The organism is Stenotrophomonas sp. 86156_Sma (assembly GCF_056481625.1).
In genome coordinates this window covers 1,359,306-1,384,638 of sequence record NZ_CM151157.1, presented here as the reverse complement: position 1 = coordinate 1,384,638, position 25,333 = coordinate 1,359,306, and the positions used below count along the sequence as shown (strand labels likewise).

General features: G+C 64.8%; 27 protein-coding genes and 1 pseudogene. 21 read left to right on the top strand and 7 right to left on the bottom strand.

Annotated features, from left to right (window positions below):
• Window positions 1-5 precede the first annotated feature (5 nt).
• A complete protein-coding gene (locus ACZK33_RS06480; protein ID WP_000717310.1) occupies window positions 6-269 on the top strand; it encodes an EexN family lipoprotein in 264 nt (87 codons plus the stop codon).
• Between the two features lie 58 nt (window positions 270-327).
• Window positions 328-645 carry a DMT family transporter gene (locus ACZK33_RS06475; protein WP_000539741.1) on the top strand — a complete coding sequence of 106 codons (318 nt, stop codon included), beginning with the start codon at window positions 328-330 and terminating at the stop codon, window positions 643-645.
• A gap of 228 nt (window positions 646-873) precedes the next feature.
• Here ACZK33_RS06475 and ACZK33_RS06470 read toward each other — a convergent pair.
• From ACZK33_RS06470 to ACZK33_RS06460, 3 genes and pseudogenes are all read right to left on the bottom strand, one after another.
• A pseudogene (locus ACZK33_RS06470) lies at window positions 874-1,053 on the bottom strand (integrase core domain-containing protein); the annotation flags it as partial.
• A 101-nt stretch (window positions 1,054-1,154) separates the two neighbouring features.
• Window positions 1,155-1,685: an SRPBCC family protein gene (locus tag ACZK33_RS06465; RefSeq protein WP_000043569.1), complete on the bottom strand. Its 531-nt coding sequence runs from the start codon at window positions 1,683-1,685 to the stop codon at window positions 1,155-1,157.
• Between the two features lie 281 nt (window positions 1,686-1,966).
• The gene (locus tag ACZK33_RS06460) at window positions 1,967-2,872 is read right to left on the bottom strand and encodes a LysR family transcriptional regulator (protein WP_023093368.1); all 906 of its coding nucleotides are present in this window, start codon (window positions 2,870-2,872) and stop codon (window positions 1,967-1,969) included.
• A 305-nt stretch (window positions 2,873-3,177) separates the two neighbouring features.
• Between ACZK33_RS06460 and ACZK33_RS06455 the strand changes: the two genes are divergently transcribed.
• From ACZK33_RS06455 to ACZK33_RS06395, 13 genes are all read left to right on the top strand, one after another.
• Complete coding sequence (locus ACZK33_RS06455; protein WP_001163195.1) at window positions 3,178-5,175, top strand: conjugal transfer protein TraG; 1,998 nt, start codon at window positions 3,178-3,180, stop codon at window positions 5,173-5,175.
• A complete protein-coding gene (locus tag ACZK33_RS06450) occupies window positions 5,172-5,648 on the top strand; it encodes a ribbon-helix-helix protein, CopG family (protein WP_000085131.1) in 477 nt (158 codons plus the stop codon). Before ACZK33_RS06455 ends, ACZK33_RS06450 begins: the two co-directional genes overlap by 4 nt.
• A gap of 68 nt (window positions 5,649-5,716) precedes the next feature.
• A complete protein-coding gene (gene trbB, locus ACZK33_RS06445; RefSeq protein ID WP_001641478.1) occupies window positions 5,717-6,715 on the top strand; it encodes a P-type conjugative transfer ATPase TrbB in 999 nt (332 codons plus the stop codon).
• Window positions 6,712-7,098: a TrbC/VirB2 family type IV secretion system protein gene (locus ACZK33_RS06440; RefSeq protein ID WP_000150010.1), complete on the top strand. Its 387-nt coding sequence runs from the start codon at window positions 6,712-6,714 to the stop codon at window positions 7,096-7,098. Before trbB ends, ACZK33_RS06440 begins: the two co-directional genes overlap by 4 nt.
• Complete coding sequence (locus tag ACZK33_RS06435; RefSeq protein ID WP_003092280.1) at window positions 7,095-7,364, top strand: VirB3 family type IV secretion system protein; 270 nt, start codon at window positions 7,095-7,097, stop codon at window positions 7,362-7,364. The genes ACZK33_RS06440 and ACZK33_RS06435 overlap by 4 nt, the downstream gene beginning before the upstream one ends.
• A 12-nt stretch (window positions 7,365-7,376) precedes the next feature.
• Window positions 7,377-9,827 (top strand): conjugal transfer protein TrbE, encoded by a 2,451-nt coding sequence (trbE, locus tag ACZK33_RS06430; RefSeq protein WP_000933135.1) that lies wholly within the window; start codon window positions 7,377-7,379, stop codon window positions 9,825-9,827.
• Window positions 9,824-10,567, top strand: a complete 744-nt coding sequence (gene trbJ, locus ACZK33_RS06425) for a P-type conjugative transfer protein TrbJ (protein WP_003092277.1) — start codon at window positions 9,824-9,826, stop codon at window positions 10,565-10,567. Before trbE ends, trbJ begins: the two co-directional genes overlap by 4 nt.
• Before the next feature lie 33 nt (window positions 10,568-10,600).
• A complete protein-coding gene (locus ACZK33_RS06420; RefSeq protein WP_425479879.1) occupies window positions 10,601-10,906 on the top strand; it encodes a hypothetical protein in 306 nt (101 codons plus the stop codon).
• On the top strand, window positions 10,903-12,270 hold the full coding sequence (gene trbL, locus ACZK33_RS06415; protein ID WP_023093366.1) for a P-type conjugative transfer protein TrbL: 1,368 nt from the start codon (window positions 10,903-10,905) through the stop codon (window positions 12,268-12,270). Before ACZK33_RS06420 ends, trbL begins: the two co-directional genes overlap by 4 nt.
• A gap of 18 nt (window positions 12,271-12,288) precedes the next feature.
• The gene (gene trbF, locus ACZK33_RS06410; RefSeq protein ID WP_001211312.1) at window positions 12,289-12,993 is read left to right on the top strand and encodes a conjugal transfer protein TrbF; all 705 of its coding nucleotides are present in this window, start codon (window positions 12,289-12,291) and stop codon (window positions 12,991-12,993) included.
• A complete protein-coding gene (gene trbG / locus ACZK33_RS06405; protein WP_000776560.1) occupies window positions 12,990-13,982 on the top strand; it encodes a P-type conjugative transfer protein TrbG in 993 nt (330 codons plus the stop codon). The genes trbF and trbG overlap by 4 nt, the downstream gene beginning before the upstream one ends.
• A gap of 2 nt (window positions 13,983-13,984) precedes the next feature.
• On the top strand, window positions 13,985-15,265 hold the full coding sequence (locus tag ACZK33_RS06400) for a TraB/TrbI/VirB10 family type IV secretion system protein (protein WP_003092274.1): 1,281 nt from the start codon (window positions 13,985-13,987) through the stop codon (window positions 15,263-15,265).
• Complete coding sequence (locus ACZK33_RS06395) at window positions 15,262-15,507, top strand: DUF2274 domain-containing protein (protein WP_000108283.1); 246 nt, start codon at window positions 15,262-15,264, stop codon at window positions 15,505-15,507. The genes ACZK33_RS06400 and ACZK33_RS06395 overlap by 4 nt, the downstream gene beginning before the upstream one ends.
• A 430-nt stretch (window positions 15,508-15,937) precedes the next feature.
• Here the strand turns inward: ACZK33_RS06395 and cgtA are convergent, their stop codons facing one another.
• The 3 genes from cgtA to rplU all read right to left on the bottom strand — a co-directional run bounded on the left by cgtA (window position 15,938) and on the right by rplU (window position 17,758).
• Window positions 15,938-16,990: an Obg family GTPase CgtA gene (gene cgtA, locus ACZK33_RS06390; protein WP_032127584.1), complete on the bottom strand. Its 1,053-nt coding sequence runs from the start codon at window positions 16,988-16,990 to the stop codon at window positions 15,938-15,940.
• Window positions 16,991-17,167: 177 nt separating this feature from the next.
• Window positions 17,168-17,431 (bottom strand): 50S ribosomal protein L27, encoded by a 264-nt coding sequence (gene rpmA / locus ACZK33_RS06385; protein ID WP_478454273.1) that lies wholly within the window; start codon window positions 17,429-17,431, stop codon window positions 17,168-17,170.
• An 18-nt stretch (window positions 17,432-17,449) separates the two neighbouring features.
• The gene (gene rplU / locus ACZK33_RS06380; RefSeq protein WP_005408557.1) at window positions 17,450-17,758 is read right to left on the bottom strand and encodes a 50S ribosomal protein L21; all 309 of its coding nucleotides are present in this window, start codon (window positions 17,756-17,758) and stop codon (window positions 17,450-17,452) included.
• A gap of 339 nt (window positions 17,759-18,097) precedes the next feature.
• Here rplU and uvrA point away from each other — a divergent pair, with 339 nt between their 5' ends.
• The 3 genes from uvrA (at window position 18,098) to ACZK33_RS06365 (ending at window position 22,331) form a co-directional block, all read left to right on the top strand.
• Window positions 18,098-21,100 carry an excinuclease ABC subunit UvrA gene (gene uvrA, locus ACZK33_RS06375; protein WP_125895431.1) on the top strand — a complete coding sequence of 1,001 codons (3,003 nt, stop codon included), beginning with the start codon at window positions 18,098-18,100 and terminating at the stop codon, window positions 21,098-21,100.
• A complete protein-coding gene (locus ACZK33_RS06370; protein ID WP_025873855.1) occupies window positions 21,100-21,507 on the top strand; it encodes an acyl-CoA thioesterase in 408 nt (135 codons plus the stop codon). The genes uvrA and ACZK33_RS06370 overlap by 1 nt, the downstream gene beginning before the upstream one ends.
• 98 nt (window positions 21,508-21,605) lie before the next feature.
• Window positions 21,606-22,331, top strand: a complete 726-nt coding sequence (locus tag ACZK33_RS06365; protein ID WP_423175843.1) for an enolase — start codon at window positions 21,606-21,608, stop codon at window positions 22,329-22,331.
• Between the two features lie 154 nt (window positions 22,332-22,485).
• On the opposite strand, the gene ACZK33_RS06360 is transcribed toward ACZK33_RS06365, so the two are convergent.
• Window positions 22,486-22,932, bottom strand: a complete 447-nt coding sequence (locus tag ACZK33_RS06360; protein ID WP_414578642.1) for a copper chaperone PCu(A)C — start codon at window positions 22,930-22,932, stop codon at window positions 22,486-22,488.
• Window positions 22,933-22,966: 34 nt separating this feature from the next.
• Between ACZK33_RS06360 and ACZK33_RS06355 the strand changes: the two genes are divergently transcribed.
• The 3 genes from ACZK33_RS06355 to ACZK33_RS06345 all read left to right on the top strand — a co-directional run bounded on the left by ACZK33_RS06355 (window position 22,967) and on the right by ACZK33_RS06345 (window position 25,305).
• Window positions 22,967-23,743, top strand: a complete 777-nt coding sequence (locus ACZK33_RS06355; protein WP_010483336.1) for an enoyl-CoA hydratase/isomerase family protein — start codon at window positions 22,967-22,969, stop codon at window positions 23,741-23,743.
• A 127-nt stretch (window positions 23,744-23,870) separates the two neighbouring features.
• Window positions 23,871-24,791: an acyl-CoA thioesterase II gene (tesB, locus tag ACZK33_RS06350; RefSeq protein WP_004148214.1), complete on the top strand. Its 921-nt coding sequence runs from the start codon at window positions 23,871-23,873 to the stop codon at window positions 24,789-24,791.
• 4 nt (window positions 24,792-24,795) lie between these two features.
• The gene (locus ACZK33_RS06345) at window positions 24,796-25,305 is read left to right on the top strand and encodes a pathogenicity-like protein (RefSeq protein WP_423175624.1); all 510 of its coding nucleotides are present in this window, start codon (window positions 24,796-24,798) and stop codon (window positions 25,303-25,305) included.
• The last annotated feature ends 28 nt before the right edge of the window (window positions 25,306-25,333 follow it).

Sequence of the window (25,333 nt, the reverse complement as noted above, 5' to 3'; positions counted from 1 at the left end):
TAACCATGAAGAAGATTGCTCTCATATTGCTTTCCTCGACATTGGCAGCCTGCAGCCCATCTGGGAAACCAGATAAAGCCAACCTTCCGACAGTCGATGAATTAGCGCTCAATCCTGAGCGTCTGAAAGAGTTGCGCAAGCAATGCAAGTTGGATCGACCAATGCTGGGCGACCAACTATGTAACCGGGTTGCCGAGGCTACGCGAAAGCGCTTTTACGAAGATGGCGATGTGCCCCACACCACGCCTAAAGAGCCGCCGAAGTTCTAAGCTGGTGGTCATGCCGGAGTATGTATGCCGGATATGAAAAATTTGAAGGAGAATCGCAATGGGTTGGATCTATCTTGTTTTGGCTGGATTGTTTGAAATCGGATGGCCGGTCGGGCTGAAAATGGCGCAAGAGCCAACATCGCGTTGGAGTGGGGTCGCAGTAGCCGTCTCTTTCATGACAATTAGCGGCGCCTTCCTATGGCTTGCTCAGCGTCAGATACCGATTGGGACTGCTTATGCGGTGTGGACGGGTATCGGAGCGGCGGGAACTTTCTTAGTCGGAATTCATTTCTATGGCGACCCAACCTCCCTGATGCGATACCTTGGCGTGGCGTTGATCATCCTGGGCGTTATCACGCTCAAGTTATCGAGTTGATCGCTAGCTCCATTGGTAGCGTAGTCGCTAGGCGACCCAGCTCCCAGAGTGGATCGGGCGCTGGGAACTCGTACGGTCACCTCCTCTCTCTAGTCGCTATGTGACGAGCTTGCCGGCGCCTCGGGAGAGTTCGAGCCAGTGCGCGTAAGGCGGTGGGAGCACCCATTCCGGGTGGCTCCACCTTCAGTGCCTGCGCCAAGGTGACCTGAGTACGAACTTTGTAGCCAGTCAGGCAGTGAGTTCGGAGGGGATGCTATCGGATTGGATCCAGTTGCGCCGGATCGTCGCCGGCGGTTTGTAAGCATGCGCGCTATGCGGCCGCTGCTCGTTGTAGAACTGTCGCCAACGTTCGATCAGCACCTTCGCTTCGGTCCGACTGCGGAACCATTCGCGGTTGAGCAGTTCGTCGCCCATCGTTGCCTGCGAAGTCAGGACCAGCAGAATCCTGAGGGGAGTTCTCATCATGGTTTTCTCCGTTCAGACGCTTGGGATCAAGCGGCCGGAGACCACTACGCCTGCTTGGCTTTGCGCGCTGCCTCGACCAAGCTGTCGAGCCAGTCCTGATGGCCGTTGATCATCGGGTTGGGTTTGGCGTTGTGCAGCTCCTCGGCCGGTTTGCCCTTCTGAGTTTCCTGCGTGAGGATGCGCACGCGCCTGCCGTCCAGGTTCTCAACCAGCCAGGCGTGATGCACATCCAGGCGCGTATCTGTGCCTTCCTCGCCGGACCAGCCGTGCCAGGCCACGCGGCCGGGTTGCCCATCCGCAGGTGGCACGTATTCGTTGCACTGCCCCTCTACCGGGAAGCCGAAGGTCTCGAAGTAAAACCGATCGCCGTCGGCCAGTACCGGGCCTTTGCCGTCATGAAAGCACACGTTAGCCGAGTTGGCGTAGTAGCTTGGCCACAGCGATGGTGTGACGAGTAGAGGCCATACGTCGGCCGCGCTCAAGCCGGCGGCGATGATCTCATTGGAGGCGAAATTCTCAGTAAAGCCCGGCGTGTAGCCTTCGGGCCAGAGGATGGCGTTCTGTTGCTTGCTCATATCGAAGCTCCTTCACAAAATGTCGATGACGCAACAGGGGTGGCTGCGTCATTCAAGTGGTCATGGAGCAAATCATGAGCCTCCATCTGCAATAAGTGAAATCCTAAGTTTCTATTTTTGATATCATAAAATATGATATCAAGGCCTAGGTTCTGCCATCCACCGACTAGGCTATCTCGCAGCGGCGCTACGAAAGGGCGCGTCTCCAATTGAGCCGACTGATTGCTTATTTGTAGTGCGAGGTAGAGTTGTGCTGAGCATGACGATAGGAGCGATCTTGCCTACTTGTTGTTAGCACAGGAAGTGAACAGCAGTGCTCGTATCCAGCGATGTGCTGGATCGTGATGGGTGCGTTCGTGCCAAGCAGCCGTCTTGGTGAACCCCGGTATCTTCACCGGCGGCAGGGAGATAGCCAGCTTGTCCATACCGGCGACCAAGCGGCTCGGCAAGATCGCAACCATGTCACTGGCACGCAGGATGTCTGGCAAGATCAGAAAGCTCTTGACCGACAGTGTGACGCTGCGTCGTTTGCCCAACTGTTCTAGCGCATCGTCGGTGACGCCGCGGAAACCTCCACCATCGTAGGAAACAAGCGCATGGTCGAGAGCACAGAACTGTTTAACGGTCAGCTTGCGCCCCATAGCCGCAGGATGGTCTTCCCGCAGGACACACACATAGTGTTCCTTGAACAGCTCTCGGGCATGCAGATTTGGCGGAGTGATCTCTGGCGTCAGGAGGGCTAAATCGATCTGACCGCGCTCAAGCTGGTTCTGTAGCTGCCCGCTCTCGACTGGCACTAATGAGACTCGTACACGCGGTGCGTGCCGTTTAAGTGCCGATAGAAATGGGACAGCAACGGCACGCAGCGCATAGTCCGTCGCGGCGATGGAGAAGGTCAGTTGTGCGGTGGCCGGATTGAAGGAAGGTGGCTGGAGCAGCGCGTCGATTTCGGCGAGCACCTGCTTGACAGGCATCCCTAGATCCAGCGCCCGCTGCGTTGGAACGATACCCCGCTGCGAGCGCGCGAAAAGCGGGTCACCGAAGCTCTCGCGCAACCGCGTCAGCATGCCACTCAAGGCCGGCTGGGTTAGTCCCAGACGGGCCGCCGCCCGTGTCACATTGCGTTCGTCTAACAATGCGTCCAGCGCCTTGAGCAAGTTGAGATCCATACTCTTGATATTTTTCATTTTTATTCCAATCTTAAATATCATCGTTTTTCATGATATCTAAATATTGCCTATGAGTGGAAGCAAGGCCCATTGACGGCTTTTTTTGGGTAACTTGCTTGGAACTCTGTATGCGCCGCAGTGCGCTTTCGCTTGCGGCGCTTTTCTTTGACTCGCCACCGCGCTCATTCTTTCTTTTCCCTCGACCATTGTGCTGCGAACGGTCTTTGACCGGCACTAGCCCAGAACCGATCCTGACGCCTGCGACACCCCCTGTGCAACGCTTTCAATGAGACACCAGCGCAGGAGAAATCGGAGGACAGGTCATGCAAGGGACGAACGTTCTGTTCGGCCAGATCGCTGTGGTAATCGGCATCGTGATCGCCGGCGTCTGGGGCGCCACACAATGGACAGCAGCGACCCTTGGCTATCAAGTACGCCTCGGATCGCCCTGGTTCGATCTTCTAGGTGTACCGGTTTATCACCCGTGGCGCTTGTTCGAATGGTGGTTCTTCTTTGATGCCTACGCGCCGCACGTCTTCGACACAGGCGGTGCGATTGCGGGTGGTAGCGGTTTGTTCGCTTTACTCGTCGCCATCGCCATGTCGGTATGGCGTTCTCGGCAGTCGCGGCTGGTTACGACTTATGGTTCGGCACGCTGGGCCGATGCCGTCGACATCCGCAAAGCTGGACTGACCCTCCCGGCGGGCGTCTTCCTCGGCCAACACGACGACCAATACCTCCGACATGAGGGGCCGGAACATGTCCTGAGCTTCGCACCCACGCGCTCGGGCAAGGGCGTGGGCTTGGTGGTGCCTACGTTGCTTTCGTGGCCGGCGTCCGCCGTCATTCACGACATTAAGGGAGAGAACTGGAAGATCACGGCGGGCTGGCGTTCGCGCTTTTCGCACTGCCTGCTTTTCAACCCCACCGATAGGCAGTCGGCCGCCTACAACCCGCTGCTTGAAGTCCGGCGCGGCGCACATGAAGTGCGCGACGTGCAGAACATCGCCGACATTCTGGTTGACCCTGAAGGTGCGTTAGAGAAGCGCAATCATTGGGAGAAGACCAGCCACGCGCTACTGGTCGGTGCAATCTTGCATGTTCTGTACGCAGGCGAGGACAAGACGCTGCGCGGCGTCGCCAACTTCCTCAGCGACCCGGCGTGTCCGTTCGAGCTGACGCTGCACCGGATGATGACGACGAAGCACCTGGGCGATGCGCCTCACCCGGTTGTCGCATCCGCTGCCCGCGAAGTGCTCAACAAGTCGGACAACGAGCGATCGGGCGTGCTCTCCACCGCCATGTCGTTTCTCGGCCTGTACCGCGACCCGACCGTGGCCGAAGTCACATCGCGCTGCGATTGGCGCATCGCCGACCTGATTTCCGCCGAGCACCCGGTATCGCTCTATCTGGTGGTGCCGCCCTCCGACATAAGCCGCACCAAGCCGCTGATCCGGCTCATCTTGAACCAGATCGGGCGGCGGCTGACCGAATCGCTCGACGGCAGCGATGGCATCGCGCGCCGGCACAAGCTGCTGCTGATGCTGGACGAGTTTCCGGCGCTGGGTCGCCTCGATTTTTTCGAGTCCGCGCTTGCCTTCATGGCCGGCTACGGCATCCGCAGCTTTCTCATCGCTCAAAGCCTGAACCAGATCGACAAGGCGTATGGGCAGAACCATTCCATCCTCGACAACTGCCATGTCCGGGTGACTTTCGCCACCAACGACGAAAGGACGGCGAAAAGGATTTCCGAAACCCTCGGCACCGCCACCGAGCTTCGCGCGCAGCGCAACTACGCGGGCCACCGCCTCGCTCCGTGGCTGGGGCACCTGATGGTGTCGCGTCAGGAAACTGCACGTCCGCTGCTGACGCCCGGCGAGGTGATGCAGCTTCCACCTGAGGACGCCGTAGTCATGGTGTCCAGCGTTGCCCCGATCCGCGCGAAGAAGCTGCGTTACTACGTCGACGCCAATTTCAAGGATCGCGTCCTGCCACCGCCCGTGCTCGCAGTCGGGAGGTACGCCGACGCGCCGCCAGCCCGCCCCGACGACTGGAGCGGCTTGGCGATCCCGGCCGTACCTACGGCGCCGACCTCGGTATCCGCCGATGGTCCGGGCGGCACCGATGACGGCGGCCCGCGCCGCCAGCTCGAACTCTCCGAAACCGTCGCCTACGAGCCCGAGTTGGACGCGTGTGCGAACGACCTGGAGCTGCTCGATGACGACGACCTGGCGCTCCCGCTTCCCGGCCAGCTCGACCCGGCCATGCAGCGCACGGCCCGGCTGGCTTCTCTCGACCCCAACGACGGAATCGACCTATGAGCCAATACCGCCTCAATCTTTTCATCCAGCCCGAGCACGCCAAGCGCCTGGATGAACTTGCCGCCAAGAAAGGCGTGTCCAAGTCCTCCATCGTCGCAGCGGCCTTGGCGTCCTGGCTGTCACCCGATGCGGGCGACCAGCGTGAGGCCGCCATTGCCAAGCGGCTGGATCGACTGTCGCGGCAGACCGAACGCATGGAGCGCGACCAGAACATCCAGATCGAAACGCTGGCGCTGTTCATCCGCTATTTCTTGACCATCAGCACGCCGGTGCCAGAAGCCCACAAGGACGCGGCCCGCGCCCAGGGCAAAGCGCGCTTCGAGCAGTTCGTCGAGCAGTTGGGTCGCCACCTGCTGCGTGGCCGCAGTCTGGTGCGCGACGTGGTGGAGGAACTGCACCCCGATCCGATGCGGATGGATGACGCAGCAGCGATGGCGTCCGCCGATGAGCGAGCTGCAGAGCGTGCGTCATGAGTGCCGTTCCGCAGATTCCGCCTGAATCTCGCTCATCCGCCGCGGCGTCCCAGGATCGCCGCATCCAGATGCTGCGCACGGCGATGGGGCCGCTGATCGCCGCTGCGCTCGAAGATCCGGATGTTGTGGAAATCATGCTCAACCCCGATCGCACCCTGTGGGTGGATCGGCTGTCGTCGGGTCGCTCGCCGCTGGGCGTGGAGATGCCCGAGGCCGATGGTGAACGCATCATCCGCCTGGTCGCCGCGCATGTCGGCGCGGAGGTGCATCGCGGCCAGCCGCTCTTGACCGCCGAGTTGCCGGAAACCGGCGAGCGTTTCGAGGGCATCCTGCCTCCGGCCGCCCCGGGGCCAGCCTTCGCGCTACGCAAGCGGGCCGTGAGCATCATCGGCCTGGATCGCTACGTGGCCGACGGCATCCTGACCGCCGGGCAGGCCGAGTTCCTGCGCCGCGCCGTGCGCGAGCGGCAGAACATCCTGATCGCCGGCGGCACCAGCACCGGCAAGACCACGCTGGCGAACGCGCTGCTGGCCGAGATCGCCGCCACAGGCGACCGCGTGCTGGTGCTCGAAGACACCATCGAGCTGCAATGCGCGGCCCGCGACCATGTGCCGCTGCGCACCCGCGCCGGCGTCGTCACAATGACCGAGCTGGTGCGGGCCACGATGCGCCTGCGGCCTGACCGCGTGATCGTCGGCGAAGTGCGTGGCGGCGAAGCCCTGGACTTGGTGAAGGTCTGGGGCACCGGCCACCCCGGCGGCATTGCCACCATCCATGCCGGCTCCGCCTTGGGCGCACTGCTGCGTCTGGAGCAACTGATCCTCGAAGTGGCAGTGAATCCGCCCCGCGCCCTGATCGCCGAGGCGGTCAACGTGGTGATTCACATCGCAGGCCGTGGCCGCAAACGTCACGTCGAAACCATCTCCCGTGTCGTCGGCTTCGACGGTGCGGGCTATCGCCTGACAGATGCGCTGGAAACGCCGTTTCCCGAGCTGCCGCCGGTTCCTCTTGCAGCCGCTGCCGCTGCGCCTTCCTCGACCCCTGACCAACCTGGAGAACTGCCATGACGCACGTTGATGCTTTCCGTCTTTCCGTAAATCCTATTTCTCGCCTGTCCAGCATGGCGCGGCTGCGCCACCTGGCCCGTCCCGCAGGGCAAGGGCTGCTGCTGGCCGCGCTGATGCTGTTGCTGGCGGGCACGGCGCAGGCCGCCGGTTCCTCGATGCCGTGGGAAGGGCCGCTGACCTCCATCCTCGAATCCATCCAAGGGCCAGTCGCCCGGATCGTGGCGGTGATCATCATCATCTCGACGGGGCTTGCGCTGGCGTTCGGTGATACCAGCGGCGGCTTTCGCAAGCTGATCCAGATCGTGTTCGGCCTGTCCATCGCGTTCGCCGCGTCCTCGTTCTTCCTGTCGTTCTTCAGCTTCTCCGGAGGGGCCGTCGTATGAGTAAGGCCACCGATCTTCCGGGCTTTGAAGTGCCGCTGCATCGCTCGCTGACCGAGCCGATCCTGCTGGGCGGTGCGCCGCGCACCGTGGCGATTGCCAACGGCACGCTAGCCGCCGCCGTCGGGCTGGGCCTGCAACTGTGGATTCCCGGCGTGGTGCTCTGGATCGTCGGCCACTCGCTGGCCGTATGGGGTGCGCGCGTCGATCCGCAGTTCATGCAGGTCTTCGCGCGGCATATCAAACACCGCCCGCTTCTGGACGTGTGAGGGGAGGACGCCATGCTGAACCTTGCCGAATATCGTCAGCGCCCGGCCTTGCTTGCCGACTGGCTGCCCTGGGCCGGGCTGGTCGCGCCGGGCGTTGTGCTGAACAAAGATGGTTCGTTTCAACGCACGTTCCAGTTTCGCGGCCCCGACTTGGACAGTGCGACACAGGGCGAGCTGATTGCCACGTCGGCGCGGCAGAACAACGCGCTTCGCCGTACCGGGTCTGGCTGGGCCTTCTATATCGAGGCCGAGCGGATGCGGGCATCGAGCTATCCGCAATCCTCCTTTCCCGAACCACTGTCCTGGCTGGTGGATGAGGAGCGACGCGCGGCGTTCGAGGAGTCGGATGGCCATTTCGAGAGCGTCTATCACTTCACGTTGCAACACCTACCGCCGCAAGAGTCTCGCGCCCGTGCGGCTGGGATGCTGTACGAGAACCGGCCCACTGAGGGTGTGGACTGGCGTGGTCGGCTTGATTCCTTCGTGGCAGAGACCGATCGCGTGTTCGACCTGCTCGATGGTGTGATGCCGGAGATTGCCTGGCTGGACGATAGCCAGACGCTGACCTACCTGCATGCCACAGTCTCCACGCGGCGCTATCGCGTCGGCGTGCCCGACGTGCCGTTCCATATCGACGCACTGCTGGCCGATGCCGCGCTGGTCGGCGGCCTGGCGCCCATGCTGGGCGATCAGCACCTGCGCGTGGTGTCGGTACGAGGCTTCCCGACCTCGACCTGGCCGGGGATCTTGGACGACCTCAACCGCCTGGGCTTTGCGTATCGCTGGAGTACGCGCTTCCTGTGCCTGGACAAAGCCGAGGCGGAACGGGAATTGGGGCGCTTGCGGCGCCAATGGTTCGCCAAGCGCAAGAACGTCATCGCGCTGCTGCGCGAAACGATCTTTCAGCAGGAAAGCCCGCTGGTCGATACCGATGCCAGCAACAAGGCCGCCGACGCCGATGCCGCCTTGCAGGAGCTGGGCAGCGATCAAGTCGCCTTCGGCTACCTCACCGCCACGGTGACGGTGCTCGACGCCGACCCGGCCGTGGCCGACGAGAAGCTGCGCATGGTGGAGCGCGTCATCCAGGGCCGGGGTTTCGTGACCATCCCCGAAACCCTCAACGCAGTCGATGCCTGGCTGTCGTCCGTCCCCGGCAACGCATACGCGAACGTGCGTCAGCCCATCGTTTCGACGCTGAACCTGGCGCACATGATGCCGATGTCAGCGGTATGGGCTGGGCCGGAGAAGAACGAACACCTCGATGGCCCGCCGCTGATCGTCACCCGCACCGATGGCGCGACGCCGTTCCGGCTGGTGACGCACATCGGCGACGTGGGGCACACCCTTGTCGCCGGGCCGACCGGCATGGGCAAGTCGGTGCTGCTCGCCATATTGGCCATGCAGTTCCGGCGCTACTTCGGCTCGCGGATCTTCGCCTTCGACATGGGGCGCTCGATGCGCGCCACCATCCTCGGCCTTGGCGGTGAGCACTACGACCTCGGTGCCGATGGCGGCATCGCCTTCCAGCCACTCGCGCGAATAGCCCACGAGGGCTACCGCACCTGGGCCGCCGAATGGGTGGAGGGCCGGCTGCTGCACGAAGGCGTGACGGTCGGCCCGGACGAGAAGGCTGCCATTTGGTCGGCGCTGCGAAGCCTTGCCGGTGCGCCAGTGGAGCAGCGCACCATGACCGGCTTGTCGGTGTTATTGCAGTCCAACGCGCTGCGCCAAGCGCTCGCGCCCTATGTGTTGGGCGGCGCCCACGGCAAGCTGCTGGACGCTGACCACGACCGGCTGGGCATGGCCGACGTGCAGGGCTTTGAGATGGAAGAACTGATGCACAGCCCCGCCGCCGTGCAAGCAGTGCTGCGCTACCTGTTCGCCCGCTTCGACGAACGTTTTGACGGCGCGCCCACGCTGCTGATCCTCGATGAAGCGTGGCTGTTCCTCGATGAGCCGTCCTTCGCGGCCCGCATCCGGCAATGGCTCAAGACGCTCAGAAAAAAGAACGTCAGCGTCATCTTTGCCACGCAGTCGCTGGCCGACATCAAGGACTCGACCATCGCGCCAGCCATCATCGAAAGCTGCGCGAGCAGGATCTTCTTACCTAACCCGCAGGCCACCGAGCCGCAGATTCGCACGATCTACGAAGGCTTCGGCTTGAACAGCCGCCAGATTGAGATCGTGGCGACCGCACAGCCCAAGCGCGATTACTACTACCAGTCGCGCCTCGGCAATCGCCTGTTCGACCTCGACCTGGGGCCTGTCGCGCTCGCATTCGCGGGCGCATCCACCCCTCAAGACCAACGCGATATTGACCGCGTGCTGACGCAGGCCGGCGCTCCCGGCTTCGCCGGCGCGTGGCTGCGCCATCGCGGCCTCGGCTGGGCCGCCGACCTGCTGCCGTCCGCTCCGGCGGCAGCTTCCTTTCTCGCTTCTCAACCGCTGGAGGTTTCACCATGAAGACCAAGCCCCGTTTGCTCTCTGTCTCACTCGCTGCCGTGCTGTCGGTATCGCTGCTGGCCGTGCAGCCCGCATCCGCGCTGACGGTGTTCGACCCGTCCAACTTCGTGCAGAACACGCTGACCGCCGTGCGCACGCTGGAACAGATCAACAACCAGATCAACCAGCTTCAGAACGAGGCGCAGATGTTGATGAACCAGGCCAGGAACCTGGCAAATCTCGACTTCAACATCGTCAACCGCCTGCGCTCGACGCTCGCCACCACCGAGCGCCTGATCGCCGAGGCGCGCGGCTTGGCCTACGACGTGCAGAGCATGGATGCCACGTTCGCCCGCCTGTACCCGGAACAGTACGCCGCCACCATCAGCGGCGACCGCATGGCACAGGACGCCCGCGAACGCTGGCAGAACACCTTGAACGGCTTGCACACCGCGATGCGGATGCAGGCGCAGGTGTCGCAGAACCTCGCCCAAGACGAAAGCGCGCTGGCCGATCTCGTGAGCCAGAGCCAGTCGGCCACCGGCGCGCTGCAAGCGATGCAGGCGACGAACCAGCTCCTGGCTTTGCAGGCCAAGCAGTCGATCCAGGCGCAGCAGCTCCAGATCACGCAAGACCGGGCCGCTTCACTGGAACTGGCGCGGCAAGCGGCGGCTATGGAGCGCGCCCGCGAAGTGCGGCGGCGCTTTCTGGGCACCGGCACGCCGTACACGCCGCAGTCCGTCAACTTCTATAACAACTGACCGGAGGCGGCCATGCGATGCGCTTCCGTCCTGATGGCCGTGCTGCTGACCGCGTGCGGCCAGCAGCCGGCCGAGAACCTGGCCGACGCCCTGGCCGCAGATCCGGTGCGGCTCAAGGCGTTGCGCGGGCAATGCGCGGCCGACCGGCAGGCCGTGGGCGAGGATGCCTGCCGCGCCGCCGCTGAAGCCTTCCGGCGGCGCTTCTTCGCCGGCCATACCGGGCCGGATGAATACAACTCGCTGGCTGAACTCCCGCCGATTCCGCCGAGCTTCGATACGCCCGCAGATGAATTGCCAGAGGGCGCCGTTCCGCTCACTCCGCCCGAGGATTCGCCATGAACGACGTGACCATCATCGACCGTTTCCTCGATACGTTCTCGCGCTACATCGACTCGGGCTTCGGCTTATTGCAGGGCGAAGTGGCATTTCTCACCGCCACGCTCATCGTCATCGACATGACGATCGCTGGCCTGTATTGGGCCATGAGCCACGCCACCGGCCAGGGCGACGACGTGATCGCCAAGCTGCTGCGCAAGGTGCTCTGTGTCGGCGCGTTCGCCTACATCATCGGCAACTTCAACTGGCTGGCGAGCATCGTGTTCCGCTCGTTCGCCGGCTTGGGAATTACCGCTACCGGCTCGGCCATCACGATGGAGAACTTCCTTCAGCCGGGCCGGCTGGCGAAGACCGGCATCGACGCAGCCGCGCCGATTCTGGAACAGATCGGGGACATGGCTGGGTTCCCCGAGGTGTTCGTGAACATCGACCCTATCGTGGTTCTGTTCATCGCCTGGCTGGTGGTGATCCTCTGCTTCTTCGTGCTGGCCGTACAGCTTTTCATCACGCTGATCGAGTTCAAACTGACTACGCTCGCCGGCTTCGTCTTGATCCCGTTTGCACTCTGGAACAAGACCTCGTTCCTCGCGGAAAAGGTGCTAGGCAACGTGGTGTCGTCAGGCATCAAGGTCTTGGTGCTGGCCGTCATCGTCGGCATCGGTTCAGGCCTGTTCGCCGAGTTCCAGGTGCATCCCGACGAACCATCCATCGACCACGCGCTGGTCGTGATGCTGGCCTCGCTCGCGCTGCTGGCGCTGGGCATTTTCGGCCCCGGTATCGCCACCGGCCTGGTGTCCGGTGCGCCACAGCTTGGTGCGGGCGCGATGGCTGGTGCTGCGGTCGGGGCTGTCGGCACCGGCGTTGCCATCGGCGCCGCCGTAACGGGCGTGGGCGGCGCCGTCATGGCCGGGGCACGAATGGCCCCGGCGGCCGCAAAGCTGGCCGGTGCCGGTGCGCGTGCCGCGACTTCGGCGGCCGGCAGTGCCCGATCGGCGTTCCAGGCCGGTTCCGCTGCGGCCGGCGGCGGTGCCAAGGGCGCGGCGGCTGGCCTCGGCAATGTCGCCAAGACTGGCGCACAAGCCGCAGGCCGCAGCGTCACCTCTGGTGCTTCCGCTGTTGGGCAGAAGGTGGCCGACTCCTTCCGCGCTGGCTGGAACGGCACAGAAGCCGGCAGCGACGGTGCTGGCCCCGGCCAGACCGCAGACGGCACCGCAGGCTCGCAGAAGCAACAGCAACCGGCCTGGGCCAAGCGGATGCACCGCCGCCAGCAGGCTACCCATGCCGCGACCACTGCCGCCCACACGCTGCGCGGCGGCGACGGCGGCGGCTCCGGGCAAGGCCCGAGCCTGCGGGATTCCGATACCTAACCTTCAAGGAGAACACCCATGCGATTCAAACGACCGCAGGTGCGCTACGCCGATACGCCGCAGCCTGCCACCCCGTATCAAGCCGCCGCCCAGGTGTGGGACGACCGTATCGGCTCCGCCCGCGTGCAGGCGAAGAATTGGCGCCTGATGGCCTTCGGCTGCCTAGTGCTCGCGCTGTTGATGGCCGGCGGCCTGGTGTGGCGCTCGGCGCAGTCCATCGTGACGCCCTATGTCATCGAGGTCGATCAAGCCGGGCAGGTGCGCGCCGTGGGAGAGGCCGCCACGCCGTACCGGCCCGGCGACGCGCAGATCGCGCACCACCTGGCGCGCTTCGTGACGCTGGTTCGCTCGCTGTCCATCGACCCCATCGTGGTGCGGCAGAACTGGCTCGATGCCTACGACTACACCACCGACAAGGGCGCGGCGGTGCTCAACGACTACGCCCGCACCAATGACCCATTCGCCCGCATCGGCAAGGAATCGGTAACGGTGCAAATCACCAGCGTGGTTCGCGCGAGCGACACGTCTTTCAACGTGCGCTGGACAGAGCAGCGCTATGTCAACGGTGCGCCCGCCGGCACCGAACGCTGGAACGCCGTGCTTTCGACCGTCCTGCAAACCCCGCGTACTGAACAGCGCCTGCTCAAGAACCCATTGGGTATCTACGTCAACGGCCTGTCATGGAGCCGCGAACTGGATTCTTCCGAAGGAGCCAAACCATGAAACTTCGTTTCCGCCTTTACGTTGTTCCTTTGACGCTGCTGGCCCTCGCGGGCTGCGCCTCGCAGGGGAAGCCGCCGCCATCCATCTCGCTCGACGAGACGGTGCTGGCCCAGCCGTTGCCCGAACCGCCCAAGCCCGTCGAAGTCGTCGCCGTCCCTGAACCGCTGGCGCTGCCGGCGCAGTTGAAGCCCCTGCCGGAACTCGATGAGGCCCCCGTTGCGCCGGAGCCGGCCGACGAAAAGGTGCGCGTTTCCCGTGCCAATGCAGAAGCGCGTATCGCGCCTACCCGTGAGGGCTACGTCAACGCGATTCAGGTGTGGCCGTTCACCGATGGCGCGCTTTATCAGGTCTATGCGTCGCCGGGGCGCGTGACGGTGGTTTCGCTTCAACCGGGCGAGGAACTGGTAACGGTCGCCGCCGGCGATACCGTGCGCTGGATCGTGGGCGACACGTCCAGCGGCGGCGGGGCCGATCTGCGCGTCAATGTGCTGGTCAAGCCTATCCGCTCCGGTCTGAAAACCAATCTCGTCATCACCACCAGTCGGCGCACCTACCTGCTGGAGCTGACCTCGACCGAGAGGGCATGGATGGCGTCGGTGTCCTGGGACTATCCGAAAGACCGAATGCTCGCGTTGCAGCGCCAGGCGCAGGCAGCGCAGGCAACAACGCCTGTCGATACGGGCCTGTCGCTGGACAAGATCCGCTTCCGCTACGCGGTATCGGGCAGCAACCCGCCGTGGAAGCCTCTGCGCGCCTTCGATGATGGAGAGAAGGTCTATATCCAGTTCCCGCCGGGCATCGCCCAGGGCGAGCTGCCGCCGCTGTTTGTCATCGGCGCGCAGGGCGACGGGCAACTGGTGAACTACCGTTTTCGCTCGCCGTACTACGTCGTGGATCGCCTGTTCGGCGCGGCCGAACTGCGGCTGGGCGGCGATGGCGGCGACGTGGTGCGGATCGAGCGCACCGATGGTGTTGCACGGAGGAACTGACCATGAGCCAGGATGACACTCCCGACCTTGCCGCGCCGCAGGCGGACAAGGTGGCGCCGGAGGCAGTGGCGCTGCGCGCCCAGCCGCGTCCAGTCACACGCCTGAACCGGCGCTCGCTGGCCATCCTTGCCGGCGTCCTAGCGGTCGCCGTGCTCGGCGCGCTGATGTGGTCGCTGCAACCTCATCGACGCAGCACAGGCGAGCAGACCGAGCTTTACAACGTCGATCGCGTGTCAAAGTCGGAAGGACTGGATGCGCTGCCGACGGACTATTCCAAGCTGCCGCCGGCGTTGCTGCCTGCCGTTCCCGAACTAGGGCCACCGCTGCCGGGCGATCTTGGCCCGGCTATCGTGAAGTCGCAGCAACCGGCGACGGCTGCCTACGCGGCCCCCGGTCACGACCCGAACGATGCCCTGCGAAAAGAAGCCGAGGCGGCCGCGGCCTCGTCCGTGTTCTTCCGCTCGGGTGGGCAGAATGCGGCGCCGGTAGCGCAGACACAGGTGGCCGCTGCGCCGGGCTTCGCCGCCAATGCGGCGTTTGACCCGCTGGCGGCCGGGCCGGCCTCCACGGCGGCCCAACCTGCTGACCCGACAGCGGTGCAAAACCGGCAAGACCAGAAAGAGGCTTTCATGAAAGCTGGCCCCACTGAAACCCGTAATTCCGGCAATCTGACTCTGCCAATTTCGCCGTATCAGGTTATGGCCGGAACAGTGGTCGCAGGTGCCTTGGTGACGGGCATCAAGTCGGACTTGCCCGGCGACGTGATCGCCACGGTGACGGAGCCGGTCTATGACACAGCCACCGGGCGCTTCCTGCTGATTCCGCAGGGTTCGCGCATCCTGGGCAAATACAACAGCCAGGTCAGCTACGGGCAGAGCCGCGTTCAAGTCGTCTGGAACCGGATCATCCTGCCGGACACGTCTTCGCTCACGCTCGACAACCTGGCCGGCACCGACCCAGCCGGCTATGCCGGGCTGGAGGACGATGTGGACTACCACTGGGGCCGCATCTTTGCCGGTGCGGCACTCACCACGCTGCTGGGCGTCGGTGCCGAGCTGGCCGCGCCGGAGAACCGGCAGGATGGTGATCGCGTCATCATCGCTGGGCGCGACAGCGCGCAGGACAGCATCAATCAGGTCGGCCAGGAGATGACCCGGCGCAACCTCAACATCCAGCCGACCTTAACGCAACGGCCGGGCCTGCCGGTTCGCATCATCGTCAACCGGGATCTGGTGCTGCGGCCGTACCAGCCGCTGTTCTTCAACCGGGGGACTTCACGATGAGCACGACCAAGAAGCTGCGGCTCGGCCCGCTGCCGAAGACCGAGAGCACCAAGCTGACTTTCGTTTGCCCGACCAGCTTGAAAGTCGACCTCGACCGCTACGCCGCGCTACACGCGCAGGCGTATGGCGAGGCCGTTGATGCGGCGACGCTGATCCCGCATATGCTGGAAGCGTTCATGGCGGGGGATCGAGGATTCAGGAAGGGCACGGCGACCCGCAGCACACCACCGAAGCCGCCATGATTGCACCGCATGCTATTCAACGGCATCCATCGAACGCGCAGCCCAGGCTGCGCGTTCTTCATTCTGGATGCCGCCGAGCCTGTTGGGCTATGATGATGCGACAGGCCCGCCGTTCCTCGGCAATCCAGCACTACACAGTGCGATGCGGCTTTCTCTCCCAACGCTCCTATGTCGCTCCTAGCCGACAACGCCGCTCTTCTTCTAAGCGGCCCCGAAAGGAGCTAACCTACTGTCCCATATACGGTTTCAAGTCCTTCTTGATTTGCGCGAAAGAATTGACACCGGCACTTTTTTGTTGCCTGCGATCCACGCGATCCGGTAGTGCCGGCCGCTGGCCGGCAACCCATCGACGTTGCCGGCCAGCGGCCGGCACTACCACAACAAAAAAACCCGGCCGAAGCCGGGTTTTTCGCATGGAACCACAACAGCATTACTGCGCGTTGCGGGCTTCCAGCTCGTCTTCCTTCTGGCGATCGAAGAAGGCCATGATCCGGCTCATGATCGGGAAAGTACCTTCGCGGCCCAGCGCGGAGACCAGGAACCACGGCTCCTTCCAGCCCAGCTCGGCAACGATCTGTTCGGCCGCAGCCTTCGCTTCGTCTTCGAACATCAGGTCGGCCTTGTTCAGCACCAGCCAGCGCGGCTTCTGCAGCAGCTCCGGATCATGCTTTTCCAGTTCGCGCTCGATCGCGCGCACCTGCTCGACCGGGGAAATGCCTTCCACCCCGCCTTCCATCGGCGAGATGTCCACCAGGTGCAGCAGCAGGCGGGTGCGTTGCAGGTGGCGCAGGAACTGCGCACCCAGGCCGGCACCGTCGGCAGCGCCTTCGATCAGGCCGGGAATGTCGGCAATCACGAAGCTGCGGTAGTTCTCCACCTTCACCACACCCAGGTTCGGGTACAGCGTGGTGAACGGGTAATCGGCCACCTTCGGCGTCGCCGCCGAAACGGCACGGATCAGGGTGCTCTTGCCGGCATTGGGGAAGCCCAGCAGGCCGACGTCAGCCAGCAGCTTCAGCTCCAGCTTCAGCGTGCGCTCTTCGCCCGGCTCGCCCGGCAGCGCCTGGCGCGGCGAGCGGTTGGTCGAGCTCTTGAAGTGCATGTTGCCGAGACCACCACGACCGCCCTGCGCCACCAGCAGGCGATCACCATGCTGGGTCAGGTCGCCGATGATTTCATCGGTGGCGACGTTGATCACCACGGTGCCGACCGGCACGGTGATGGTCAGGTCTTCGCCGCCCTTGCCATAGGCCTGGCGGCCCATGCCGTTCTCGCCACGCTGCGCCTTGAAGATGCGGTCATGGCGGAAGTCGACCAGGGTGTTCAGGTTTTCGTCGGCGCGGATGTACACGCTGCCGCCCGCACCGCCGTCGCCGCCGTCCGGGCCGCCGAGCGGAATGAACTTCTCGCGACGGAAGCCAATGCAGCCGTTGCCGCCGTTGCCGGCGAACACTTCGATTTCTGCTTCGTCTACCAGTTTCATTGTTTCGATGCCTGCGATGGGCGCGGCCTGCCTGCCGTCGCCTTGAATGTTATGCCAGCCACTGGCCGGCACCCCGGCCTGGCCGGTCTTGCTTTCACTCTAACGAAAAGCCCCGCCGAAGCGGGGCTCTTCATGCAGCACCCCCATGCCGAGGCACGGGTGCCGGCGATGCCTGGATCAGGCGCCGGCCGAGACGATGCTGACGGTGCGGCGCTTCTTGGCGCCCTTGACCGAGAACTCCACCTTGCCGTCCACGAGGGCGAACAGGGTGTGGTCACGGCCCAGGCCAACGCCCGAACCCGGGTGGAACTGGGTGCCGCGCTGACGCACGATGATGTTGCCGGCTTCGATGGCCTGGCCGCCGAAGATCTTGACGCCCAGGTACTTCGGGTTGGAGTCGCGACCGTTGCGCGAGGAGCCTACGCCCTTTTTATGTGCCATGACTGCTTCTCCTGATGCTTAGCCGGCGATGCCGGTGATCTCGATTTCGGTGTAGTACTGACGGTGACCCTGACGCTTCATGTGGTGCTTGCGGCGACGGAACTTGATGATCCGGACCTTGTCAGCACGACCCTGGGACAGGACCTTGGCGGTGACGGCAGCGCCCTTCAGCGCATCGCCCAGCTTCACGCCGTCGCTGTCACCCAGCATCAGGATGTTGTCAAACTTGATCTCGCTGCCGACTTCGACTTCGAGCTTTTCAATGCGGAGCTTTTCGCCCTGCGCCACGCGGTATTGCTTACCGCCGGTGACCAGTACTGCGTACATGACCAGGCCTTCCTCTGTAGTTATTGTGGTCTGAGCTGCCGCCATCGAGGGCGGACAGGAGCGGAATTGTACGCAGATCAGCGGGCGCGGGTCAAGTCAACCCCTGAACGGCCTGGAGACCGGGCCCTGTAGAGCCGGGCCATGCTCGGCTGAACGGTTCGAGGTCCCGGCAGCCGAGCATGGCTCGGCTCTACACAAAGCTGTCCGCCGGTCTCATCAGGTGAGACATCGGGCTGGCATTGTCGCCCATTGCCCCCATCTGGTCACCTCGGTAGGCTGACCGATTGCCGTTCCCTGCTGGCCCGGCACCCAGCCAACGCCCCCACAACCGGATCCCCCATGGCGATGGATTTCATCCGCATCCGCGGCGCGCGGACGCACAATCTGAAGAACCTCGACCTCGACCTGCCCCGCGACAAGCTGATCGTGATCACCGGCCTGTCCGGTTCGGGCAAGTCCTCGCTGGCGTTCGACACCATCTATGCAGAAGGCCAGCGCCGCTACGTCGAGTCGCTGTCGGCCTATGCGCGCCAGTTCCTGAGCGTGATGGAAAAGCCGGACCTGGACCACATCGAAGGCCTGTCCCCGGCCATCTCGATCGAGCAGAAGTCGACCTCGCACAACCCGCGCTCGACGGTCGGCACCATCACCGAGATCTACGACTACCTGCGCCTGCTGTACGCCCGCGTCGGCACACCGCGCTGCCCGGACCACGGCTACCCGCTGGAAGCGCAGACGGTCAGCCAGATGGTCGACCAGGTGCTGACGCTGGACCCGGAACAGCGCTACATGCTGCTGGCGCCGGTTATCCGCGACCGCAAGGGCGAACACGCACAGGTGTTCGACCAGCTGCGTGCGCAGGGCTTCGTGCGTGTGCGCGTGGACGGCGAGCTGTATGAAATCGATGCGGTGCCGCCGCTGGCGCTGCGCCAGAAGCACACCATCGAGGCGGTGATCGACCGCTTCCGCCCGCGCGAGGACATCAAGCAGCGCCTGGCCGAGAGCTTCGAGACCGCACTGAAGCTGGGCGATGGCATGGCCTCGGTGCAGAGCCTGGACACCGCCGACGCCACGCCGGCGCTGTTCTCCTCCAAGTACTCCTGCCCGGTGTGCGACTACTCGCTGCCGGAACTGGAGCCGCGCCTGTTCTCGTTCAACGCACCGATGGGCGCCTGCCCCGGCTGCGATGGCCTGGGCATCGCCGAGTTCTTCGACCCTTCGCGCGTGGTGGTGCATCCGGAGCTGTCGCTGGCCGCCGGTGCGGTGCGCGGCTGGGACCGCCGCAACGCCTACTATTTCCAGCTGATCGCCTCGCTGGCCAAGCACTACAAGTTCGACGTGGATGCCGCGTGGAATTCGCTGCCGGCCAAGGTGCAGCAGGCCGTGCTGTACGGCAGCGGCGACGAGACGATCACCTTCACCTACTTCACCGAAGCTGGCGGCCGCACCCAGCGCAAGCACCGCTTCGAGGGCATCATTCCCAACCTCGAACGCCGCTACAAGGAAACCGAGTCGCCTGCGGTGCGCGAGGAGCTGTCCAAGTACATCAGCGAACAGCCGTGCCCGGAATGCAATGGCGCGCGCCTGAACAAGGCAGCACGCAACGTGTTCGTGGCCGATCGCCCGCTGCCGGAGCTGGTGGTGCTGCCGATCGACGAGGCACTGAAGTTCTTCAGTGAACTGAGCCTGCCGGGCTGGCGTGGCGAGATCGCCGCGAAGATCGTCAAGGAGATCGGCGAACGCCTCGGCTTCCTGGTCGATGTCGGCCTGGATTACCTGACCCTGGAGCGCAAGGCCGACACCCTGTCTGGTGGCGAGGCACAGCGCATCCGCCTGGCCAGCCAGATCGGCGCCGGCCTGGTCGGTGTGATGTACGTGCTCGACGAGCCGTCGATCGGCCTGCACCAGCGCGACAACGAACGCCTGCTCGGTACCCTCACCCGCCTGCGTGACCTGGGCAATACGGTGATCGTGGTCGAACATGACGAGGATGCGATCCGGCTGGCCGACTACGTGCTGGACATCGGCCCGGGTGCGGGCGTGCACGGCGGCGAGATCGTCGGCCAGGGCACCCTGCAGGACATCCTGGAGGCACCGCGCTCGCTGACCGGCCAGTACCTGTCGGGCAAGCGCGCGATCGAGATTCCGGCGCGCCGGCACACGCCGAACCCGAAGATGACCCTGCACCTGCGCGGGGCGACCGGCAACAACCTGAAGGGCGTGGACCTGGCGATTCCGTCGGGCCTGCTGACCTGCGTGACCGGTGTATCCGGCTCGGGCAAGTCGACCCTGATCAACGACACCCTGTTCTCGCTGGCCGCCAACGAGATCAACGGTGCCTCGCACCCGATCGCTCCGTACAAGGAGATCGATGGCCTGGACCTGTTCGACAAGGTGGTGGACATCGACCAGTCGCCGATCGGCCGCACCCCGCGTTCGAACCCGGCTACCTACACCGGCCTGTTCACGCCGCTGCGCGAACTGTTCGCACAGGTGCCCGAAGCGCGTGCGCGCGGCTATTCGCCGGGCCGTTTCAGCTTCAACGTGCGCGGCGGCCGCTGCGAAGCCTGCCAGGGTGACGGTCTGATCAAGGTTGAGATGCACTTCCTGCCGGACGTGTACGTGCCCTGCGACGTCTGCCATGGCAAGCGCTACAACCGCGAGACGCTGGAGATCCTGTACAAGGGCTTCAACATCAACGACGTGCTGGAAATGACCGTCGAGGATGCACTGAAGCTGTTCGAGCCGGTGCCGTCGATTGCGCGCAAGCTGGAAACACTGGTCGACGTCGGCCTGAGCTACATCAAGCTGGGCCAGAGCGCGACCACGCTGTCCGGTGGTGAAGCGCAGCGCGTGAAGCTGTCCAAGGAACTGTCGCGCCGCGATACCGGCCGCACCCTGTACATCCTCGACGAGCCGACCACCGGCCTGCACTTCCACGACATCGAAGCGCTGCTGGGTGTGCTGCACAAGCTGCGCGACGAAGGCAACACGGTGGTGGTGATCGAGCACAACCTGGACGTGATCAAGACCGCCGACTGGATCGTTGATCTGGGTCCGGAAGGCGGCCATCGCGGTGGCACCATCCTGGTCACCGGCACGCCGGAAGACGTGGCGGCCTGCCCGCAGTCGTACACCGGCCAGTTCCTTGCGCGCATGCTGCCGTCCACCCACGCGCGCCCGGAGCAGCCGGCCGCCGTGGCGAACAAGCCCGACGCCCGCCCGCCGCGCAAGGTGAAGCCTGAAAAGGCCGAGAAGCCGGCGAAGAAGGCCGTGGCTGCCAAGAGCACCGGCAAGACCAGCAAGACCGCCACTGCCAGCAAGAAGAAAAAGGACGCCTGATGAGCAGCGAACACAAGATCCTGGCCCGCATCCCGATCAGCGTGCGCTGGCGTGACATGGACAGCATGGGCCATGTGAACAACGCCAAGTACATTTCCTACCTGGAAGAAGCGCGCGTGCGCTGGATGCTGGGCGTGGAGGGTGTGTCGATGACCGACCGCATCGCACCCGTGGTGGCCGCGACCAACGTCAACTACCGGCTGCCGATCGTGTGGCCCAACGACATCCTGGTCGAACTTTTCGTCGAGCGCCTGGGCAACAGCAGCGTGACCATCGGCCACCGCATCGTCGACCAGCAGGACGAATCGAAGCTGTATTCGGATGGCAACGTGGTGGTGGTGTGGATGGATACCCAGACCGGCAAGAGCGCGCCGCTGCCGGACGCGATCCGCAGCGCGTCGACCTGACGCGCCTGTGGTAGTGCCGGCCGCTGGCCGGCAACCTCCAGATGTATCGCGGATGCCGGCCAGCGGCCGGCACTACCGATCCAATTCAAAGGACTGACATGATCCACCAGACTGAGCTGCGCGACCTGCTGCCCGGCATGGTCGCCTTCCCCACCGGTGTCTTCCCCGCCGACCAGGCCTGGCTCGGCCAGCACCTGCTGCCGCTGCTGAAGATCGACCTCGGCGTGCTGCGCCCGGAACTGGCCGGCCAGGTGGCAACGATGCTGTGCCCGATCGAGCCGTATGACGGCTGCATCGGCGAGACCACAGAAGAACACCACAACGATTTCACCGGCACCAACTGGATCGCCTTCGAACTGACCGCCGGCAACGAGATGCGCTTCCTCGGCAACGAAGGCTATTTCATCGGCGACGCGGTGCAGGACAAGGATGCGCAGGAGCACATCGCGCAGATGCGCGACAGCTACGCCAAGGCACGCGACTATCACGCCGCCCATGGCCGCCTCGCCTGCTATTCGCGCTACGGCAAGGGTGAAGCCAGCGAGCGCGATTACCTGGATACGCTGGGCGGACAGATTTCCTGCGGCAACTGGATCGAGACGGCTGACATCCCGAACGCGTTCACCCTGGAATTCACCGACGCCGCCAACGACCGGCATGCACCGGACGATGCGGAGCTGGCAATCATCCGCCGCGATGGCAACGCGTTCTTCGCGGTGGCCGAAGTGGCCGGCTACAACTGGTGCGCCACCGGTGCCGATGCGATCGTGATGCTGTACGAGCCGGAAAGCCGCACGGTGCTGTTCTCGTTCGACTGGTCGTAAGCCCCCTGGTAGTGCCGGCCGCTGGCCGGCTTTCACCACGCTGCCGGCCAGCGGCCGGCACTACCGGATATTCCGGTCGCGCCGAGCGTCCTCGACGCTACGACGGCCATCCCAACTCCTTGCTTCAGCAGCAGCGTGCCGTTTCCCCGCGCGCTTACGGCGCGGCCTTGCGCACCACCAACGTCGCGCTCGCTTCGCCACCGCCTTCCAGCTGCAGCCGCAACGGCAGCGCCTGCCCTTCCTTCAAGGCGCCCTTGCCCTGCATCAGCATCAGGTGCAGGCCACCGGGCTTGAGCTCGGCACGTGCGCCCGGCGCCAGCGGCAGACGCTCGATCGCGCGCATCCGGCTGACCCCATCGACGATCGTGGTCTCGTGCAGCGACACATCGCCGAAGCCACTGCTGGTCGCGCCGGTGATCGCCACCGCCTTGCTGCAGCCGTTGTGGATCACGCCGTAGCCGGCGGTCATCGGCATCGCCGGATTCGGTGGCAGCCGCGCCCAGCCCTGCTCCACCGTGACGCAGTCCGGTTCCGCCGCCGAGACCGATGCTGCGGCCGCACACAGAACCAACAGTACGCCAACGAATGGTTTGGTTATCATCGCCCAGGTTCCTTCTTCGCAACGAGACCGCAGCATGACGACGCTCATCGAGGTGATCAACCATGGCCCCATCCGCGAGCTGCGCCTGGCGCGGCCGCCGGTCAACGCACTGGACACCGAACTGTGCCGGCAGTTGATCCATGCCATCGAGCTGGCCATGGCCGAAGACGCGCACGGCATCGTGCTGTCGGGCAGCGAGCGCATCTTCACCGGTGGCATGGACGTGCCGCACCTGCTCTCGCATGGCGATGACAAGCACAAGTTGTTGGACACCTGGAACGCCTTCTTTGGCGCCGTGCGCACGCTGGCCGAGAGCCGTATCCCGGTGGTCGCGGCGATCACCGGCCACGCACCGGCGGGTGGCTGCGTGCTGGCCCTTTGCTGCGACTACCGGGTGATGGCGCGCAGCGCCGATCCGTCGCGGCCGTATGCCATCGGCCTGAACGAAGTGCAGGTGGGCCTGATCGCACCGGAGGGCATCCAGCGCCTGCTGCGCCGTGCGGTGGGAGTGCACCGCGCCGGCGTCCTGCTGACCACCGGTTCGCTGGTGCCGGCCGAACAGGCGCTGCAGATCGGCCTGGTCGACGAACTGGCCGAAGGCGACCTGGTGGTGGCACGTGCCGTGGCCTGGCTGCAGAACCTGCTCAAGCAGCCGCGCCAGCCGATGCTGCTGACCCGTGCGATTGCCCGCGCGGACCTGCACGTTGCGCTGCAGCCGGACCTGATCCAGCTCGACCGCTTCGTCGAGGCCTGGTTCGCCCCGGATGCGCAGAATGCCCTGCAGGCGCTGGTCGCCCGGCTGGGCAAGTAACCGGTAGTGCCGGCCGCTGGCCGGCAACCGCAGGTGCCCCAGGAGGATCATGAGGTTGCCGGCCAGCGGCCGGCACTACCAATGATGGACTGGCCTGCAACGGTATAATCGGGGCCTCTTCATTGCTGTGGCCGCCCCCTTGAACGACACGCCCGAACCCGTCGTCTCCGAGCTGATCGACCTGCTCACGCTGGAGCGGCTGGAGGACAACCTGTTCCGCGGGCAGAGCCGCGACATCGGTACCAAGTACGTGTTCGGCGGGCAGGTGCTGGGCCAGGCGCTGGCCGCGGCACAGGCCACGGTCGACAATGGCCGCCACGTGCACTCGCTGCACGCCTACTTCCTGCGCGCCGGCAACATCGACCATCCGATCGTCTACGACGTGGACCGTACCCGCGACGGCGGCAGCTTCTCGGTGCGCCGGGTTACCGCGATCCAGCACGGCAAGGTGATCTTCTTCTGCGCGGCCTCGTTCCAGCAGGCCGAAACGGGTGCCGAGCACCAGCACAAGATGCCCGAAGTGCCGCAGCCGGAAGACATCGAACCGAACCGCCCGCTGCCGGCCGAAGTGCTGGAGCGGCTGCCGATCAAGGTGCAGCGCTGGCTGTCGCGCGGCGGCCCGTTCGAGTTCCGCCACGTCTACCCGCGTGACGAACTGAACCCGCCCAAGCGCCCGCCGTACCACCAGGTGTGGCTGCGCCTGAGCGAGCCGGTCGGCGATGCCCCGGAGCTGCACCAGGCGCTGCTGGCCTACGCCTCCGACTTCCACCTGCTGGGCACGGCGACGTTCCCGCACGGCATCAGCTACTACCACCCGCACGTGCAGATGGCCTCGCTCGACCACGCCATCTGGTTCCACCGCCCATTCCGCGCCGATGACTGGCTGTTGTACTCGCTGGACAGCCCCAGCGCGCAGGATTCGCGCGGCCTGGCCCGCGGCCAGTTCTTCACCCGCAATGGCGTGCTGGTGGCCAGCACCGCGCAGGAAGGCCTGATCCGCGTCGTTCCCGACCAGGCAGCAGCGGCCGCCGTGCCGGCCAAGGATTGATCCGATGCGCCAGATCTTCAGCAGCCAGCGCGTGGAAACCGTCGAAGGCGTCGCCGAGCTCCTGCGCGAGCATGGCATCGACGTCAAGGTGACCAACGGGCGCTCGTACAAGACCCGTCGCCGCGGCCAGTTCAGCTATACCGACCTGGGCAACGCCAACGCCTACCCAGCGGTGTGGATCGTACGCGCCGACGACCAGCCGCGCGCGCGTGAAATCCTGCGCGAGGCGCGCCTGCTCGACACCACCCGCCGCGACCATCCGACCGCCGAATTCGCCTTCCGCGACGCGCCGGAACAGGGCAGCAGTGGCCGCAGCTGGGCCTGGCGCATCCGCATCGCCCTGCTGGTGGTGATCGCCGGCGTGGCGCTGGTGATCGGCCTGCGCCATCGCGGCGCCCCGGCGCCGGTCGCACCGGCCCCTGCCCCGCAGGCCCAGCCGCAGCAGGCGCAACCGGCCCCGCAGGCCGCACCGGAAGAGGAAGAAGTCCGGGTCCGCATCCAGCCCTCGAAGTGACGCACGGGTAGTGCCGGCCGCTGGCCGG

Bases quoted from the DNA above. Each gene is read 5' to 3' on its own strand.
- ACZK33_RS06480 (WP_000717310.1), top strand. From the start codon at position 6: ATGAAGAAGATTGCTCTCATATTGCTTTCCTCGACATTGGCAGCCTGC.
- ACZK33_RS06475 (WP_000539741.1), top strand. From the start codon at position 328: ATGGGTTGGATCTATCTTGTTTTGGCTGGATTGTTTGAAATCGGATGG.
- ACZK33_RS06465 (WP_000043569.1), bottom strand. From the start codon at position 1,685: ATGAGCAAGCAACAGAACGCCATCCTCTGGCCCGAAGGCTACACGCCG.
- ACZK33_RS06460 (WP_023093368.1), bottom strand. From the start codon at position 2,872: ATGAAAAATATCAAGAGTATGGATCTCAACTTGCTCAAGGCGCTGGAC.
- ACZK33_RS06455 (WP_001163195.1), top strand. From the start codon at position 3,178: ATGCAAGGGACGAACGTTCTGTTCGGCCAGATCGCTGTGGTAATCGGC.
- ACZK33_RS06450 (WP_000085131.1), top strand. From the start codon at position 5,172: ATGAGCCAATACCGCCTCAATCTTTTCATCCAGCCCGAGCACGCCAAG.
- trbB (WP_001641478.1), top strand. From the start codon at position 5,717: ATGCTGCGCACGGCGATGGGGCCGCTGATCGCCGCTGCGCTCGAAGAT.
- ACZK33_RS06440 (WP_000150010.1), top strand. From the start codon at position 6,712: ATGACGCACGTTGATGCTTTCCGTCTTTCCGTAAATCCTATTTCTCGC.
- ACZK33_RS06435 (WP_003092280.1), top strand. From the start codon at position 7,095: ATGAGTAAGGCCACCGATCTTCCGGGCTTTGAAGTGCCGCTGCATCGC.
- trbE (WP_000933135.1), top strand. From the start codon at position 7,377: ATGCTGAACCTTGCCGAATATCGTCAGCGCCCGGCCTTGCTTGCCGAC.
- trbJ (WP_003092277.1), top strand. From the start codon at position 9,824: ATGAAGACCAAGCCCCGTTTGCTCTCTGTCTCACTCGCTGCCGTGCTG.
- ACZK33_RS06420 (WP_425479879.1), top strand. From the start codon at position 10,601: ATGGCCGTGCTGCTGACCGCGTGCGGCCAGCAGCCGGCCGAGAACCTG.
- trbL (WP_023093366.1), top strand. From the start codon at position 10,903: ATGAACGACGTGACCATCATCGACCGTTTCCTCGATACGTTCTCGCGC.
- trbF (WP_001211312.1), top strand. From the start codon at position 12,289: ATGCGATTCAAACGACCGCAGGTGCGCTACGCCGATACGCCGCAGCCT.
- trbG (WP_000776560.1), top strand. From the start codon at position 12,990: ATGAAACTTCGTTTCCGCCTTTACGTTGTTCCTTTGACGCTGCTGGCC.
- ACZK33_RS06400 (WP_003092274.1), top strand. From the start codon at position 13,985: ATGAGCCAGGATGACACTCCCGACCTTGCCGCGCCGCAGGCGGACAAG.
- ACZK33_RS06395 (WP_000108283.1), top strand. From the start codon at position 15,262: ATGAGCACGACCAAGAAGCTGCGGCTCGGCCCGCTGCCGAAGACCGAG.
- cgtA (WP_032127584.1), bottom strand. From the start codon at position 16,990: ATGAAACTGGTAGACGAAGCAGAAATCGAAGTGTTCGCCGGCAACGGC.
- rpmA (WP_478454273.1), bottom strand. From the start codon at position 17,431: ATGGCACATAAAAAGGGCGTAGGCTCCTCGCGCAACGGTCGCGACTCC.
- rplU (WP_005408557.1), bottom strand. From the start codon at position 17,758: ATGTACGCAGTACTGGTCACCGGCGGTAAGCAATACCGCGTGGCGCAG.
- uvrA (WP_125895431.1), top strand. From the start codon at position 18,098: ATGGCGATGGATTTCATCCGCATCCGCGGCGCGCGGACGCACAATCTG.
- ACZK33_RS06370 (WP_025873855.1), top strand. From the start codon at position 21,100: ATGAGCAGCGAACACAAGATCCTGGCCCGCATCCCGATCAGCGTGCGC.
- ACZK33_RS06365 (WP_423175843.1), top strand. From the start codon at position 21,606: ATGATCCACCAGACTGAGCTGCGCGACCTGCTGCCCGGCATGGTCGCC.
- ACZK33_RS06360 (WP_414578642.1), bottom strand. From the start codon at position 22,932: ATGATAACCAAACCATTCGTTGGCGTACTGTTGGTTCTGTGTGCGGCC.
- ACZK33_RS06355 (WP_010483336.1), top strand. From the start codon at position 22,967: ATGACGACGCTCATCGAGGTGATCAACCATGGCCCCATCCGCGAGCTG.
- ACZK33_RS06345 (WP_423175624.1), top strand. From the start codon at position 24,796: ATGCGCCAGATCTTCAGCAGCCAGCGCGTGGAAACCGTCGAAGGCGTC.